The following is a 15,637-nucleotide window of genomic DNA, read 5'->3' as shown; positions in this document are numbered from 1 at the left end:
TGACTCATCAAATGGTGACCAGACCTCGAACGCCGTCGCTCTCCATGTTCTCGCCACGGCCCTGCTGGACGATCTCGCCCCGCGACATCACCAGGTACTGATCGGCCAGTTCCGCGGCGAAGTCGTAGAACTGCTCGACCAGCAGAATCGCCATGTCGCCACGCTCGGCGAGCTTTTTGATGACGGCGCCGATTTCCTTGATCACCGAGGGCTGAATACCTTCGGTGGGCTCGTCGAGAATCAGCAAGCGCGGACGGCTCGCCAGTGCCCGGCCTATGGCCAGTTGCTGCTGCTGACCACCGGACAGATCGCCGCCGCGGCGGTGCTTCATTTGCAGCAGCACCGGGAACAGCTCGTAGATGAAGGCCGGCACTTCCTTGGCCTCGGAGCCCGGAAAACGGGACAGGCCCATGAGCAGATTTTCCTCGACCGTCAGCCGGCCGAATATTTCCCGGCCTTGCGGCACGTAAGCAATCCCGGCATGTACCCTTTGATGCGTCTTGAACTGGGTGATGGTCTTGCCTTCCCATTGCACCGAGCCTTCCTTCGATGGCAGCAGGCCCATCAGCACGCGCAAGAGCGTGGTCTTGCCCACGCCGTTGCGGCCCAGCAGGCAGGTGACTTCACCGACCTTCACATCAAACGACAGACCGCGAAGAATGTGGCTGCCGCCGTAATATTGGTGGAGCTGGCTAACAGTGAGCATGAGGGCCTCATGAGTTATAAGCTTCAAGCTTCAAGCTTCAAGCTTCAAGCTGCAAGTAAAGAGCAGCACGTTGTTTTTGCTTCTAGCTTGCAGCTTGCAACTTGCAGCTAAAAGCTTGCAGCTGGTCGCGCTAGCGCCCCAAGTAAACTTCGATCACGCGTTCGTCGGCCTGTACGTCGTTCAGCGAGCCTTCAGCCAGCACGCTGCCCTGGTGCAGCACGGTGACATGGTCGGCAATCGAGCCGACGAAACCCATGTCGTGTTCAACCACCATCAGCGAATGCTTGCCGGCGAGGCTTTTGAACAGCTCGGCGGTGAATTCGGTTTCGGCATCGGTCATGCCCGCGACGGGCTCGTCGAGCAGCAGTAATTGCGGGTCCTGAACCAGCAGCATGCCGATCTCCAGAAACTGCTTCTGGCCGTGGGACAGCAAGCCCGCAGGACGGTGCATCGAGCTGGTCAGGCGTATCGTTTCCAGCACCTCACCGATCCGGTCCTGTTGTTCGCCGCTCAACTGCGCACGCAGACTGGCCCACACCGATTTGTCTGTCTTCTGCGCCAGCTCGAGGTTTTCGAACACGCTCAAGGCCTCGAATACCGTGGGTTTCTGGAACTTGCGGCCGATGCCGGCCTGAGCGATCTGCACTTCGGTCATCTTCGTCAGGTCCAGCGTTTCACCGAACCAGGCCTTGCCGTGGCTGGGGCGGGTCTTGCCGGTGATGACGTCCATCAGCGTGGTCTTGCCCGCGCCGTTGGGGCCGATGATGCAGCGCAGTTCGCCTACGCCGATGTATAGATTCAGATCGTTCAGGGCCTTGAAGCCGTCGAAGCTGACGCTGATGTCTTCCAGCGTCAGGATCGTGCCGTGGCGAGTGTTGAGGCCTTTGCCAGCGCTTTTGCCGAATCCCACTGCGTCGCGGCTGGTGCCAGCGTCGGAGTTTGGCGCCAGGATCGGTTCCAGCATGAAAGACGGGGTCGGAGTGGTTTTCATTGCTCGCTCCTTTTCTTCAGCATGCCGATCACGCCCTTGGGCAGATACAGCGTGACGATGATGAACAGCGCGCCAAGGAAGAACAGCCAGTATTCCGGGAAGGCCATGGTGAACCAGCTCTTCATGCCGTTCACCAGACCTGCGCCCAGCAGCGGGCCGATCAGCGTGCCGCGGCCACCCAAGGCTACCCAGACAGCGGCTTCAATCGAGTTGGTCGGCGACATTTCGCTGGGGTTGATAATGCCGACCTGCGGTACATACAAGGCGCCAGCCAGACCGCACAGCACGGCGCTCAGGACCCAGACGAACAGTTTAAAGCCGCGCGGATCGTAACCGCAGAACATCAGACGGTTTTCCGCATCGCGCAGCGCGGTCAGCACGCGGCCGAACTTGCTCTGCGCCAGGCGCCAGCCGATGTACAGACTGGCCACCAGCAATGCGACCGTGGCCAGAAACAGCGCGGCTCTGGTCCCTTGTGAACTGATGCTGAAGCCCAGAATGCTGCGGAAGTTGGTGAACCCGTTGTTGCCGCCAAAGCCGGTCTCGTTGCGAAAGAACAGCAGCATGCCGGCGAAGGTCAGCGCCTGGGTCATGATCGAAAAGTACACGCCCTTGATCCGCGAGCGGAAGGCAAAGAAGCCGAAGACCAGCGCCAGCAGTCCCGGTGCCAATACCACCAGGCACATTGCCCAGAGGAAGTTGTCGGTGCCCGCCCAGTACCACGGCAGCTCGGTCCACGACAGGAAGGTCATGAAGGCCGGCAGACCATCGCCTGCGGCCTGGCGCATCAGGTACATGCCCATGGCGTAACCGCCCAGGGCGAAGAACAGGCCGTGGCCCAGCGACAACAGCCCGGCGTAGCCCCAGACCAGGTCCAGCGCCAGCGCTACAATGGCGTAGCAGAGAATCTTGCCCACCAGGGTCAGGGTGTAGGCCGAGACCTGAAAGCTGTTATCGGCAGGCAGCAGCGACAGCAGCGGCAGTGCCAGCAGCACCGCCAGTATTACGCAGCCTGCGGTCAGCGTGCCTCTGGGCCCGACTTTTTGCGCGGCAGTTACTATCAATGGCTGGCTCATCAGTCAATCACCCGTCCTTTCAGTGCGAAGAGGCCTTGCGGACGTTTCTGGATAAACAGAATGATCAGCGCCAGGATCAGGATCTTGCCCAACACGGCGCCGATTTGCGGTTCGAGAATCTTGTTGGCGATGCCCAGCCCGAAGGCCGCCATCACGCTGCCGGCCAGTTGCCCGACACCGCCGAGCACGACCACCAGGAACGAATCAATGATGTAGCTTTGCCCAAGATCAGGACCCACGTTGCCGATCTGGCTCAGGGCAACACCCCCCAGCCCCGCGATACCTGAGCCCAGACCGAAGGCCATCATGTCGATGCGCCCGGTCGGTACGCCACAGCAGGCGGCCATGTTGCGGTTCTGCGTGACGGCGCGCACGTTCAGGCCCAGGCGGGTCTTGTTCAGCAGCAGCCAGGTCAGCACCACCACGAACAGCGCGAACGCGATGATCACGATGCGGTTGTAAGGCAGCACCAGATTAGGCAGCACCTGGATACCGCCAGACAGCCATTGCGGGTTGGCGACTTCAACATTCTGCGCGCCGAAGGCCAGACGCACGGCCTGAATCAGCATCAGGCTGATGCCCCAGGTGGCCAGCAGGGTTTCCAGTGGCCGGCCATACAGATGACGAATGACCGTGCGCTCCAGGGCCATGCCGATCACGGCGGTGACAAAGAACGCCACCGGCAACGCGATCAGCGGGTAGTACTCGATGGCCCCCGGTGCGTAGCGCTGCAGCATCAGTTGCACGACGTAGGTTGAGTAGGCCCCCAGCATCAGCATCTCGCCGTGGGCCATGTTGATTACGCCCAGCAGGCCGAAGGTAATCGCCAGACCCAGCGCCGCCAGCAGCAGGATCGAGCCCAGCGACATGCCGCTGAACGCCTGGCCGAGGATTTCCCCGATCATCAGCTTGCGCTTGACCTGCGCCAGGCTGGTTTCAGCCGCCACGCGTACCGAAGCGTCGGTTTCCACGCCGGGTGCCAGCAATGATTCAAGGCGGGTACGCGCCAGCGGGTCACCGGTTTCGCCCAGCAGTCGCACGGCAGCCAGACGTACTGTCGGGCTGGTGTCGACCATTTGCAGGTTGGCCAGCGCCAGGGTTAGTGCGCTTTTGACACTGGAATCGGATTCGCTGGCCACGCGTTCGGTCAGCAACTCGAGTTGTGCAGGGCGCGCGCTTTTTTGCAATTGCAGGGCGGCGGCCATGCGCAGTCGTGTATCGGCTGCCAGCAACTGATGGCTGGCCAGCGCCGTTTCAACCAGGCCACGCAGCCGGTTGTTCAAGCGCAATTTACGCGGTTCGTCAGGCGTTGGAGCATCGACGGCGGCAGGGGCCTGTGCATCGACGGCCACGTATTGATCGTTGTTTTCGATCCAGGCGCGCTTGCTGCTGTCGGCACCCACACGGCCATCGCGCAAGGCTTCGAGCAGCTCGACACGTTCCGGCACAGGCTTGGCGGCCCAGGCTTCCAGCAGTTCTGCCTGTTGCGAAGAACTGGCTGCGACAAAGTCACTGGCATCGCCGGCCTGGGCAGCCAAAGGCAGCAGCAGGCTGATGGTGAGGATCAAACGATAAAAATAAGAAGGCATATCAATATGGCCTTGATTCAGTATGGCGTCGTCTACTCTTGAGACGGTCCTTCACGCCCTTCGCCAAGCGTCACATGCGGGGGCTGTTTTTGATTCTGGCCGAAGGCCGTAGGAGCGAACTTGTTCGCGAAAGGGCCGGTACATTCTCCGAAAATGTATCGTTCGAACTACCGTCTTCGCGAACAAGGCGGATCGCCGCCCCGGTCGCTCCTACGCCCTGTGGGCAGAAGCTTTGAAGCCCCGTATTTCGCGGGCTTCAGGACCTGTATATGACGCTTGGCGGCGAGCGTGTGAACGATCAGCAGTCGGCTTTTATCCTTCAGTTGCTCTTCGCCGGGGTGTCCGGCTTCTTGTCGTTGCCAGGGATGTACGGGCTCCATGGCTGGGCGCGGATCGGCTCTTTGGTCTGCCACACGACGTTGAACTGTCCGTCGTCCTGGATTTCGCCGATCATCACGGGCTTGTGCAAGTGGTGGTTGGTCTTGTCCATGGTCAGGGTAAAGCCCGACGGCGCTGCGAACGTTTGGCCGGCCATGGCTTCACGGACCTTGTCCACGTCAGTGGATTTGGCTTTCTCGACCGCCTGCGCCCACATGTGAATGCCGACATACGTGGCTTCCATCGGGTCGTTGGTCACGGCCTTGTCAGCGCCTGGCAGGTTTTTCTTTTTGGCGTAGGCCGTCCAGTCAGCCACGAACTTCTTGTTGACCGGGTTTTCCACCGACTGGAAGTAGTTCCAGGCGGCCAGATGGCCTACCAGTGGCTTGGTGTCGATGCCGCGCAGTTCTTCTTCGCCTACCGAGAAGGCCACAACCGGTACGTCGGTAGCGTTCAGGCCCTGGTTGGCCAGTTCCTTGTAGAACGGCACGTTGGAGTCGCCGTTGACGGTGGAGATAACGGCCGTCTTGCCACCGGCGGAGAACTTCTTGATGTTGGCCACGATGGTTTGATAATCGGAGTGACCGAACGGGGTGTAGACCTCTTCGATATCGGTATCTTTCACGCCTTTGGAATGCAGGAATGCGCGCAGAATCTTGTTGGTAGTACGCGGGTAGACGTAGTCGGTGCCGAGCAGGAAGAAGCGTTTGGCCGAGCCGCCATCTTCACTCATGACATATTCGACGGCAGGGATGGCCTGCTGGTTAGGCGCAGCGCCGGTGTAGAAAACATTGGGCGACATCTCTTCGCCTTCGTACTGCACCGGGTAGAACAGCAGCCCGTTGAGCTCTTCGAAGACCGGCAGCACTGATTTGCGCGACACCGATGTCCAGCAGCCGAATACCACGGCGACCTTGTCCTGGGTCAGCAACTGACGGCCTTTTTCCGCGAACAGCGGCCAGTTGGACGCAGGGTCGACGACGACCGGCTCCAGCATCTTGCCGTTGACGCCGCCTTTGGCGTTGATTTCGTCGATGGTCATCAAGGCCATGTCCTTGAGCGACGTCTCGGAGATGGCCATGGTGCCGGACAACGAATGCAGAATGCCGACCTTGATGGTCTCGGCAGCCTGAACGGTCCAGGCCAGTCCCATGGCGGCGATCGATGCGGACAGGGTAAAGGCTTTGATCAGGCTGCGACGCTTCATTGACTGCTCCCTTAGTACATTATTTGATGGTTTGGCGGCGGTACATTTCATTGCGCTTTCAAGCTTTAGCAAGGTCTGGGCCAACGTAGAAACGTCGCAAAATGAAACGAATGTGTCGCGGTTCGTGGAGGGTGTGCACCAAGGTGGAACCCGGCTTTGCCCCGCGGGCGCTCCGGGCTCTGCAATGGTGCAAGGCTGCTTCGCAGGAGCGCCGGCCAGTTAAGGCCGGCTTCCCGGATCAGCCGCGTGAGGGTTTCAGACCCAGAGTTCCTGTTCTCCGGTATAGAGATCGTAGGTCTGATCAACCAGTTGTTCAGGCGCATCAAACCAGGCAAACAGCTGTCCGTTGACCCGCTTGGTCGCACCCAGTTGCACGTATGTCCCCGGCGCAATGGCCACGTGATCACCAAGAAAACCGGTGAACATGTTCTTCTTGGGCACCGCCGGTGCAAAGATGAAAAACACCGGGTGGTTTTCGGCATTGGCGTTGCGACTCACGAACCCGTCCTGGCTCCATCTGGAGGCATTGGCTCGCGACATTGATGCAGACTGCACGCCATTGTCGGTAAACACTGCACCCACTTCGCGCTCAAGGCAGGCCACCCCGTCGCTGGACACATAGGTGGCGCGAAATGCGGTGCCTTCCCACGCCTTGAGCTTGTGGAACTGACGTAGAAACCTGCGCGTGGTGGCGTTGCGCACACCGCTTCGCAGCAGCGGGTTGATGTCCGTTGAACCACCTTCCACGTAGGCGGTGATTTCGGAAAAGTTTTCTGCGTTGGATGTCTTGGCCAGCGCCAGGTAGTCGGTCTCGAAACTCAAGCGTTCGGTGCTACTTGCTTCCTCCAGAGACGCCGGCCAGAGAGTTGTCAGGCTGGTCAGCCGCGCCTCGGCATTGCGGATTGCGGACTGACTCATACGCGGGATCTGTTTGCCCACGATTTTCCAGACCCCGGTCGTGCTGCGAAGAGCAAACTCCTGCCCGTGCACCAATTGCGTGGTATCCATCGGGTTTACCCGATAAAGGCGTGAGTGGCCGAACACGTTGGCCCGTCGGCTTATGAAGCAGGTCTGGCCTTCTACCTCAATGGCGACGAAGCGTTTGGGGTCCATGGCAGCGATCAATTTCGAGTCTGCGAAACGCGGCGCCTTTGAATGCGACAGGAGGTAGCCGATCTGTGCCTGACCATCGCGACCGACTCTGCGTACCAGGTGCGGACGTCTCACCGTTTTTGCGGCGATTCCTGCCGGTTTCAAGGCCAGCGCCAAGTGGCCGACCAAGGCAATGGCAAGGTAGCTGAGGGCGCTCAGAAACTCCTCGGCGGCGCCTTCCAGGTCGTTTTCATCGATTTTCGAAAAAGCGCTCCAGGTTTTGTAAAGGCCAGCGCCCAGCGAGACAGGCATCATGATCGGGCCAGGCAGAAACAGAATCGCAATGCTCGCGATCAGATCGAATCCCCGACCCGATTGCCCTGTACCGGTGGTCAGGCTCATCTGCCGTTTGGCTTCGTTGATCAGATGGTTGATCTTGGTCTCATGATTTTCCTCGTAAATGTCTTTGCTCTGGCTAACAAACACGACCGGGCGCAGCAGCCTTGACGGGATCGGTAGCAGCGTCAGTTGGGTGAATACTTCGGGCAGACGCCAATGCTTCGCTTCCTTTTCGTACTGCATGGCATGCAGCGTCTCAATACGCCTGGAAACCGGTATTTGTTGAATCAGATACTGCTGGAAGGGTGCCTCTTCCAGAAAACTGGTGGTCAGGTGATACATGCTGTTGAACCAGCGGAAAACGACACCGTCGGCAGCATCCAGCGTGCACAGCACCAGCGGCCCCTTCTCGAATGTTCCGGCTGGAGCAATCAGCATCACGTTGGTCATCTTGAATTGGTTGACGCTGAAAAAACGGACTTCAATGGCTTGCTCGTTGATGGTTCGCCGTCCTTGAATTCCTGGCGAATCCAGCACAGCCTTGATCCATTCGCGGCCGGGGTGTGCAAAAGCCTGTTGTTCGATCTCCAGCAGCGCCATCTTCATCTGAGCTCGCAACATGGCTTTTTCTGACCGCTTGAGCTGCTGTGCATACGCCGATGTTTTCAGGTGCAGGTCAAGGTAATCACTGAGGTGTCGGGGATCTTCCAGCGTGGCAATCAGCTCCGTTACGGCCTGCTTGTCCAAGTGCGCAAGGGAGACGCCTTCAGCGTCGACAGCGCGTAGAAGCACGGCATCCTTGGCCTTGGTGTGCAGGGCTTGGGTATGTGCCAGTTGCCTGAGCGAAACGTTCTCGGTCTTGGTTTCTGGCAATACAGGCGCGCCGGGAATATCGAGCACTTCGATGCCCGCCCTGTAGGTCAGTGAAATATTGATCTGTTGCGCTGTTGCCGTAATGGATAGCCGGTTCAGTAGTTGAGCCAGTTGCTTGTCGATATAGCGGGTCGGATAGGTGCGGCTGTCATTTTCCGCCTGGCCGAAGTGCTCCTTGCTGGCTTTGCGCATGTTCACCACCAACTCGCCAAACCGCTGTGCCTGGCAATGCCATGCCTGACGCTGCGTCAGCGTCATGGTTTTCCACCAATCGGGCATCTGGCTTTTCACCAGATCGCTGTCGAATTCGTCGAGTCGCCAGTGGTTGTCGAAGTAAATCCTGGGTTTCAGCAAATTCGCTATCATTTGCTCGAAACAGACCGCGTCCATCTTCTGAGAGCGGGCCAGCTGTACAGTCTGAGCGAAGACCGACTGCTGCGCGACAACCTGCCGGGCAAGCAGCAGGCTGAGAAAATTGCCGTCCATCAGGGTGTATTGCCATTGCAAGACAGGGGTGGGGTTGGTGGGGCTTGCCTGCCCGGCGGTGACGCCGTCGCCCAAACGTCCTCGGTACTCGGGTTCAGTCACTCGCTGAACAAGCGCGTCGTTCAACTGTTGCAATGAGGCAAATGCTTCCAGCCCGTCATGGGGCGTAAACAGCAGGACATCTTCCAGCTCTTCCAGGTCTGGCTGGACCGGCGCATCACGAAGACGCCGGGCAATGGCAAACGCGCCGTAAAGTGACAGCGAGGGGCCGTCGCCGTCTCGTGCCGACAGGCTGTAAACACTGTGCGGCTGTAAGTCTGCGAAACCCTCTGTCGCATTTGTGGCACAGGGCCCGAGGGCGGCCGAAAGCAGGCTGTAGTGCCCGGTTGTCATCTTTCCCAAGGCGATCAGCACTGCACATTCGGATGTCAGGCACTCGATCTGCTCTGCGACAAACCGGCTGCTCCGGGTTTCGCCATCAAGCGTCGCAGTGCTCCAGTAGTCTGCAAGATTTTGTGTATAGCACTGCTCCAGTTGCTCGCTGACCTCGGTGAAGAACGTTACGGTCGCTGCCCGCCCCAGCGGCTGAATGGCTGGTGGCTTGACGTCAGGTTGCTGTGTGTCAGACGTTGGGGAGGGCGTGTCAAGAGGCGGGTGGAGAGCGACTACATCATTGTCGATCCATTGCAAATGGCCGGTGAAGTATTCGATCAGGCCAGGGATCAGTGGAACCCTGTGTATGTTGCTCCCGTGGTCGAATTCGACCTCGCTGTCACGGTAGGTCAGCCAGGTCGTCTCGACATCCAGCTCGGGTTTGAGGGGGTGAAGCAGGGTACGGGCCAGTTCCTGGGTCGTCTTGCTGAAGTCGGGTGGATAGGTATCGCTGGCAAGCGAGGCGTTTAGAGCCTGGGTTGATGCGGTGCGCGGTAAGGTCATGGTGCCGATTCGTCTGCATGATGGATGATCCGCTAGAGGCATATGCCGGGCGGTTCATTTCATATAGTCAGGCTTGAAGGCACGCAGGTATCGGCCTGCGCAGTCAGAGGACTGCAGCATCGGCTGTCTGATCGGTAGGAAGTCTCGGAAACGCGCAAGATTGAGTTGAGGGCGGGGCCTGAAACCGGGTATGAGGAGGAATTCATCACAACGCCACTCAGTGGTTTCAGGCCCCGCAGTGAGCAATCTAAGCTGTCGCCGCTGTTTTGGCAAAGCGCGAAAGCACTATTCGATAAAGCGCCCGGAGAATCAGCATCGGTCTTGGGTGCCAGGAGTGTCGCCGCGACAGTATCGCTGAAGACATCAGCTCTTGGCCCTGCCCGTGAAAACTACTCAGTGCTGATGTTCCGGAGCCTGTTTTTGTACCACGACCTGCACCTCGACATCCCCCGCCTTTTCGAAATGCAGAGTCATTGGAAAGCGCTGGCCGACGACCAGCTTGGAACGGTCCTTGATGTCCAGCAACATCACGTGCCAGGCCATCGGGGCGAAAGCCACCTTCGCGCCAGCCGGTATGTCGACCGCTTGAACGTGCTGCATTTTCATCAGCCCGTCGGCATGTACATGCTCATGCAATTGCGCCTGCCCGGCGATGGGCGTGTCGACGCTAATCAGGCGGTCAGCGCTGTCACCTTTGTTCTCGAGGGTGAAATACGCCGCCACCGTCGGTGCGTTGGGCGGTAGCTCCATTGACCATGGGTGGCCAATCAGCAACGCCCCGGCCTTGTACTCATGGGCATGGACGACACAGGCTGGCAGCAGCAGTGCGGCCAGCAGCAATGCTTTTTTGAGCATGGGGAGATTCTCCGGGGATTCGATGAAGGAGTGAAAGGTAGCTCAATTGGACATCCGAAACACTTGGGCAAACCTTTGAGCGCTGCTGAGTGAGCCCGTTTCGTACAGTCGTTCCCCGGCATGCAGCCATTGGGTGATGAGGATGAATGAAAGGGCACAGTCACATCGTTTGCGCTTGGGGCGATTCTCCCGTACGGGCCAAATGTATTTAGTCACCGCAAAAACATTCCAGAGAAATCCTGTTTTTTCCGATTGGCGCATGGGCCGTCTGCTGGTTGATGAACTTCGACACGTTGAAGAGCAGCAACTGGCCGATTCATTAGCCTGGGTGGTAATGCCCGACCACATTCACTGGCTGCTGCAGTTGAATAGTCACTCATTATCCAGCGTTGTACAGCGCGTTAAATCGAAAAGTGCGATCGCCATAAACAGAGCCAGAGGCTGCAGTGGACCTTTTTGGCAAAGCGGGTTCCACGACGTCAGCATCCGCACTGAAGAAAGCCTTTTGGATTTTGCCCGTTATATCGTTGCCAATCCTGTTCGAGCCAACCTGGTCAAAAGCGTGCGCGATTATCCCTTATGGGACGCAATTTGGCTGTGAAAACCGGCCTCTTCGTGAGCAAGCTCACTCCCACAGGTCCGAGGTGTTTTCAAGCTATGTGGCTTATTTCCAAAGGCTCGGGGTATTTCGAGCCATGTGGATATTCTGCAGCATCGCTGACCTTGTGGGAGCGAGCTTGCTCGCGAAGGCGTATTAACGGATCAACAGATTTTCAGCGGCTGCACCGGCCTCTTCGTGAGCAAGCTCACTCCCACAGGTCCGAGGTGTTTTCAAGCTATGTGGCTTATTTCCGCAGGCTCGGGGTATTTCGAGCCATGTGGATATTCTGCAGCACCGCTGACCTTGTGGGAGCTAGCTTGCTTGCGAAGGCGCATTAACGGATCAACAGATTTTTAGCGACTGCACTGGCCTCTTCGTGAGCAAGCTCACTCCCACGGGACCGAGGTGTTTTCAAGCTATGTGGCTTATTTCCGCAGGCTCGGGGGTATTTCGAGCCATGTGGATATTCTGCAGCACCGCTGATCTTGTGGGAGCTAGCTTGATTGCGAAGGCACATTAACGGATCAACAGATTTTCAGCGGCTGCACAGGCCTCTTCGTGAGCAAGCTCACTCCCACAGGTCAGAGGGTTTTTCAAGCTATGCGGCTTATTTCCGCAGGCTCGGGGGTATTTCGAGCCATGTGGATATTCTGCAGCACCGCTGATCTTGTGGGAGAGAGCTTGCTCGCGAAGGCGTATTAACGGATCAACAGATTTTCAGCGGCTACACCGGCCTCTTCGTGAGCAAGCTCACTCCCACGGGACCGAGGTGTTTTCAAGCTCTGTGGCTTATTTCCAGAGGTTCGGGGTATTTCGAGCCATGTGGATATTCTGCAGCACCGCTGACCTTGTGGGAGTGAGCTTGCTCGCGAAGGCGTATTAACGGATCAACAGATTTTTAGCGACTGCACTGGCCTCTTCGTGAGCAAGCTCACTTCCACAGGTCCGAGGTGTTTTCAAGCTCTGTGGCTTATTTCCGCAGGCTCGGGGGTATTTCGAGCCATGTGGATATTCTGCAGCACCGCTGACCTTGTGGGAGCTAGCTTGCTTGCGAAGGCGCATTAACGGATCAACAGATTTTTAGCGACTGCACTGGCCTCTTCGTGAGCAAGCTCACTTCCACAGGTCCGAGGTGTTTTCAAGCTATGTGGCTTATTTCCGCAGGCTCGGGGTATTTCGAGCCAAGTGGATATTCTGCAGCACCGCTGACCTTGTGGGAGTGAGCTTGCTCGCGAAGGCGTATTAACGGATCAACAGATTTTTAGCGACTGCACCGGCCTCTTCGTGAGCAAGCTCACTCCCACAGGTCCGAGGTGTTTTCAGGGCTATCAGTGAGGACTAAAGACCGCTCATTAATCCAACCCCAAGGCCTCCAGCACCTCATCCACACCCCAGAACAGCCGGTCGACGTCAGGCAACTGTGGGCGTTTGAGGATCAGGACGGGCAGGCCGTGTTCGCGGGCGACGTCGAGTTTGGGTTCGGTGGAGCTGCTGCCGCTGTTTTTGCTGATCAGTACGTCGATGCGGCGCTGTTCGAACAACTGGCGTTCGTCTTCCAGCATGAATGGGCCGCGTGCGCCGATCACTTCGCAGCGTTCGTTGCCGGGGTAGTCGTCCAGTGCCCGGAGTGTCCAGAACTGGTGCGGCGGTATTTCGTGCAAGTGCTGCAAGGGCTCGCGACCCAGCGTGAACAGCGGGCGCTTGAAAGGAAGCAGGGCAGTGGCCAGTTCTGACCAGTCAGCCACTTCGCGCCAGTCATCTCCCGGACCTGCCTGCCACGCGGTGCGGCGCAAAGCCCAGCAGGGAATGCCAGCCAGTTTGGCCGCACGCGCTGCGTTGTGGCTGATCTGTGCGGCATACGGATGGGTGGCGTCCAGCAGCAAGTCGACGCCCTGTTCGCCCATGTACTGCGCCATGCTCTCGGCGCCGCCATAACCGCCGACCTTCAATTGGCAGGCCAGATCCGACGGCACCCGGCCCACGCCCGCCAGGCTGTAGATGTGCTCAGGCCCGAGCCTTCGCGCAATGGCCAGAGCCTCGGTAATACCGCCCAGCAGCAGTATGCGTTTCATGTCGCTTCTCTCTGTGAGTGAACGCCAGCCTGACCCACCAGCCCGCCCTGACGATCAATGGCGAAAACCTCCACCTGAACGCTCGCAGGCACGATGCTGCGCGCAAAATTCAGCGCATGGCGACACACTTCGTCACCCAGTGGCACACCCGCCGCGGCGCTTATCGCCAGCGCTTGCTGACTGGTGTTGGCTGCAAGGATCTGCTGTTGCAGGCCTGCATCCGCGCCAACATCCCTAGCCCATTGCGCCAGCTGTGGCAGGTCGATGCTGGAATGGCGGCTGTGCAGGTCCATATGGCCGGCGGCCAGCTTGCTGATCTTGCCGAAGCCGCCGCACACGCTCAACTTATCCACAGGCACCTTGCGCAAGTGCTTGAGCACCGCACCGACGAAGTCGCCCATCTCGATCAGGGCGATGTCCGGAATTTTGTAGACGCGGCGCATGGTGTCTTCGCTGGCATTGCCGGTGCAGGCGGCGATATGCCGATAGCCGTTGGTGGTGGCGACGTCGATGCCCTGATGGATCGAGGCGATATAGGCTGCGCAGGAGAACGGCCGGACGATCCCGCTGGTGCCGAGAATCGACAGTCCGCCGAGAATGCCAAGGCGCGGGTTCATGGTCTTGAGCGCCAGCGCCTCGCCGCCCTCGACGCCGATCGTGACTTCGAATCCGCCGCTGTAGCCTTGTTCTTCGGCCAGTTGCAGCAAGTGCTCGGTCATCATGCGCCGAGGCACCGGGTTGATGGCCGGCTCACCCACTGCCAGCACCAGCCCTGGGCGGGTCACAGTGCCGACACCTGCACCCGCGACGAAGCGCACGCCCGCCGCTGTTTGCAGCCTGACCCGGGCAAACACCAGCGCGCCGTGGGTGACATCCGGATCATCGCCGGCATCCTTGAGGGTTGCGGCTTCCGCGAAGTTATCCACAAGCCGGCAGAATTCCAGACGCATCTGCACCTGTTTGCCCTTTGGCAGGACGATACCCACCGCGTCGCTGACCTGCCCGCAGAGCAACAGTCGCGCCGCCGCCAGGCTGGTTGCGGTCGCACAGCTGCCAGTGGTCAGGCCACTGCGCAGTGGCGCAGGCTGTTCGGCGGTTTCTTCGCGCATCAGGGTTTGACTACGTCCAGCAGGGTGATCGGCAACGCCTGACGCCACGTGTCGAATTCGCCGAGGGGCTGCGCGTGGGCGACGTGGATACGGGTCAGCTCGCCGCCATGCCGTTCGCGCCAGGCCATCAAGGCGGTTTCGCTTTGCAGGGTGACCGCATTGGCGACCAGTCGGCCGCCCGGGCGCAGCTGTTCCCAGCAGGTCTCCAGTACGCCGATACGCGTCACGCCACCGCCGATGAAAATCGCATCCGGGCGTTCCAGACCACTCAATGCCTGAGGCGCGCTGCCCCGCACCACTTGCAGGCCAGGCACGCCGAGTGCGTCGCGGTTGAATTCGATCAGTTGCTGGCGGCCTTCATCGGCTTCGATGGCCATCGCCCGGCAGGTCGGGTGCGCGCGCATCCATTCGATGCCGATGGAGCCGCAGCCCGCGCCGACATCCCACAACAGTTCGCCCGGTAGCGGCGCAAGGCGGGCGAGGGTGATGGCGCGTACGTCGCGCTTGGTGAGCTGGCCGTCATGTTCGAAGGCGCTGTCCGGCAGACCTGAAATGGGGCTCAGACGGATGGCGCTGGCGTCGGCGCGACAATCGATGGCAACCAGGTTCAGCGCAGCGATCTCGGGGTTGCCCCACTCGCTGGCCAGCCCCTCGACGCGTCGCTCGGCTTCGCCACCCAGATGTTCCAGGACGGTCATGCGGCTTGGACCAAAGCCGCGCTCGCGCAACAAGCCGGCAATCACGGCGGGGCTGCTGCCGTCGTTGCTCAACACCAGCAGACGCATGCCATGGTGGAAGTGTGCGTTCAGCGCCGCCACCGGCCGGGCAACCACCGACAGGGTGACCACGTCTTGCAGCGGCCAGCCTAGGCGGGCTGCAGCCAGAGAGTAAGAGGAGGGTGCGGGCAGGATGCGCATTTCATCAATGCTGACCACGCGTGCAAGACTGGCGCCGACGCCGAACATCATCGGGTCGCCACTGGCCAGTACGCAGATCTCGGCACCCCGCTGCTCGAGCACAGGGTTCAACGAGAAAGGACTCGGCCACGCACGTCGCTCGGCGCGAATGCACGGTGGCAGCAACGCCAGCTGGCGCGGGCCGCCGAACACCTGATCAGCGTGCAGCAGAGCGTGTCTGGCGTTCTTGCCGAGCCCCTTGTAACCGTCTTCTCCGATTCCCACGACTGTCAGCCACGGTGACATGTACCTACCTCAATCCGAACTTCCGACAGAGCGCCTTTTCATGCCTGCGGACAAAGCAGGCATAATACCGCGCCCGACGGGGTACAAGTGCTCTAATCAACGTCCGTTTCCAGCCAGTTCACATC

General features: G+C 59.5%; 11 protein-coding genes. 1 reads left to right on the top strand and 10 read right to left on the bottom strand.

Annotated elements, in window-relative coordinates:
• Positions 1 to 7 precede the first annotated feature (7 nt).
• The 7 genes from urtE to JOE39_RS16120 all read right to left on the bottom strand — a co-directional run bounded on the left by urtE (position 8) and on the right by JOE39_RS16120 (position 10,528).
• On the bottom strand, positions 8 to 706 hold the full coding sequence (gene urtE / locus JOE39_RS16150) for an urea ABC transporter ATP-binding subunit UrtE (protein ID WP_003391872.1): 699 nt from the start codon (positions 704 to 706) through the stop codon (positions 8 to 10).
• A gap of 130 nt (positions 707 to 836) precedes the next feature.
• Positions 837 to 1,697, bottom strand: coding sequence for an urea ABC transporter ATP-binding protein UrtD (gene urtD, locus JOE39_RS16145; RefSeq protein ID WP_003391874.1), 861 nt, complete (start codon positions 1,695 to 1,697; stop codon positions 837 to 839).
• A complete protein-coding gene (urtC, locus tag JOE39_RS16140) occupies positions 1,694 to 2,773 on the bottom strand; it encodes an urea ABC transporter permease subunit UrtC (RefSeq protein ID WP_003419454.1) in 1,080 nt (359 codons plus the stop codon). Before urtC ends, urtD begins: the two co-directional genes overlap by 4 nt.
• Positions 2,773 to 4,362: an urea ABC transporter permease subunit UrtB gene (gene urtB, locus JOE39_RS16135; RefSeq protein WP_032662544.1), complete on the bottom strand. Its 1,590-nt coding sequence runs from the start codon at positions 4,360 to 4,362 to the stop codon at positions 2,773 to 2,775. Before urtB ends, urtC begins: the two co-directional genes overlap by 1 nt.
• Before the next feature lie 319 nt (positions 4,363 to 4,681).
• On the bottom strand, positions 4,682 to 5,947 hold the full coding sequence (gene urtA, locus JOE39_RS16130; RefSeq protein WP_010417642.1) for an urea ABC transporter substrate-binding protein: 1,266 nt from the start codon (positions 5,945 to 5,947) through the stop codon (positions 4,682 to 4,684).
• 255 nt (positions 5,948 to 6,202) lie between these two features.
• Entirely contained in the window at positions 6,203 to 9,673 is a 3,471-nt protein-coding gene (locus JOE39_RS16125; RefSeq protein WP_210078560.1) for a DUF6543 domain-containing protein, read from the bottom strand.
• Positions 9,674 to 10,066: 393 nt separating this feature from the next.
• Positions 10,067 to 10,528, bottom strand: coding sequence for a copper chaperone PCu(A)C (locus JOE39_RS16120; RefSeq protein ID WP_010417648.1), 462 nt, complete (start codon positions 10,526 to 10,528; stop codon positions 10,067 to 10,069).
• A gap of 142 nt (positions 10,529 to 10,670) precedes the next feature.
• Here JOE39_RS16120 and JOE39_RS16115 point away from each other — a divergent pair, with 142 nt between their 5' ends.
• Positions 10,671 to 11,129: a transposase gene (locus JOE39_RS16115; RefSeq protein ID WP_198700225.1), complete on the top strand. Its 459-nt coding sequence runs from the start codon at positions 10,671 to 10,673 to the stop codon at positions 11,127 to 11,129.
• A 1,352-nt stretch (positions 11,130 to 12,481) separates the two neighbouring features.
• On the opposite strand, the gene JOE39_RS16110 is transcribed toward JOE39_RS16115, so the two are convergent.
• Genes JOE39_RS16110 through JOE39_RS16100 form a run of 3 tightly spaced genes read right to left on the bottom strand, consistent with a single transcriptional unit; the run spans position 12,482 to position 15,512 of the window.
• On the bottom strand, positions 12,482 to 13,201 hold the full coding sequence (locus JOE39_RS16110) for a cobalt-precorrin-6A reductase (protein WP_046266346.1): 720 nt from the start codon (positions 13,199 to 13,201) through the stop codon (positions 12,482 to 12,484).
• Positions 13,198 to 14,310 (bottom strand): cobalt-precorrin-5B (C(1))-methyltransferase, encoded by a 1,113-nt coding sequence (locus JOE39_RS16105; protein ID WP_024662973.1) that lies wholly within the window; start codon positions 14,308 to 14,310, stop codon positions 13,198 to 13,200. Before JOE39_RS16105 ends, JOE39_RS16110 begins: the two co-directional genes overlap by 4 nt.
• A complete protein-coding gene (locus JOE39_RS16100; protein ID WP_024650486.1) occupies positions 14,310 to 15,512 on the bottom strand; it encodes a bifunctional cobalt-precorrin-7 (C(5))-methyltransferase/cobalt-precorrin-6B (C(15))-methyltransferase in 1,203 nt (400 codons plus the stop codon). The genes JOE39_RS16105 and JOE39_RS16100 overlap by 1 nt, the downstream gene beginning before the upstream one ends.
• Positions 15,513 to 15,637 lie beyond the last annotated feature (125 nt).

This window comes from Pseudomonas sp. PvP100 (assembly GCF_017833055.1).
Taxonomy (GTDB): domain Bacteria; phylum Pseudomonadota; class Gammaproteobacteria; order Pseudomonadales; family Pseudomonadaceae; genus Aquipseudomonas; species Aquipseudomonas syringae.
The sequence above is the reverse complement of the archived record's forward strand: the minus strand, read 5'-3'. Positions and strand labels throughout refer to the sequence as shown.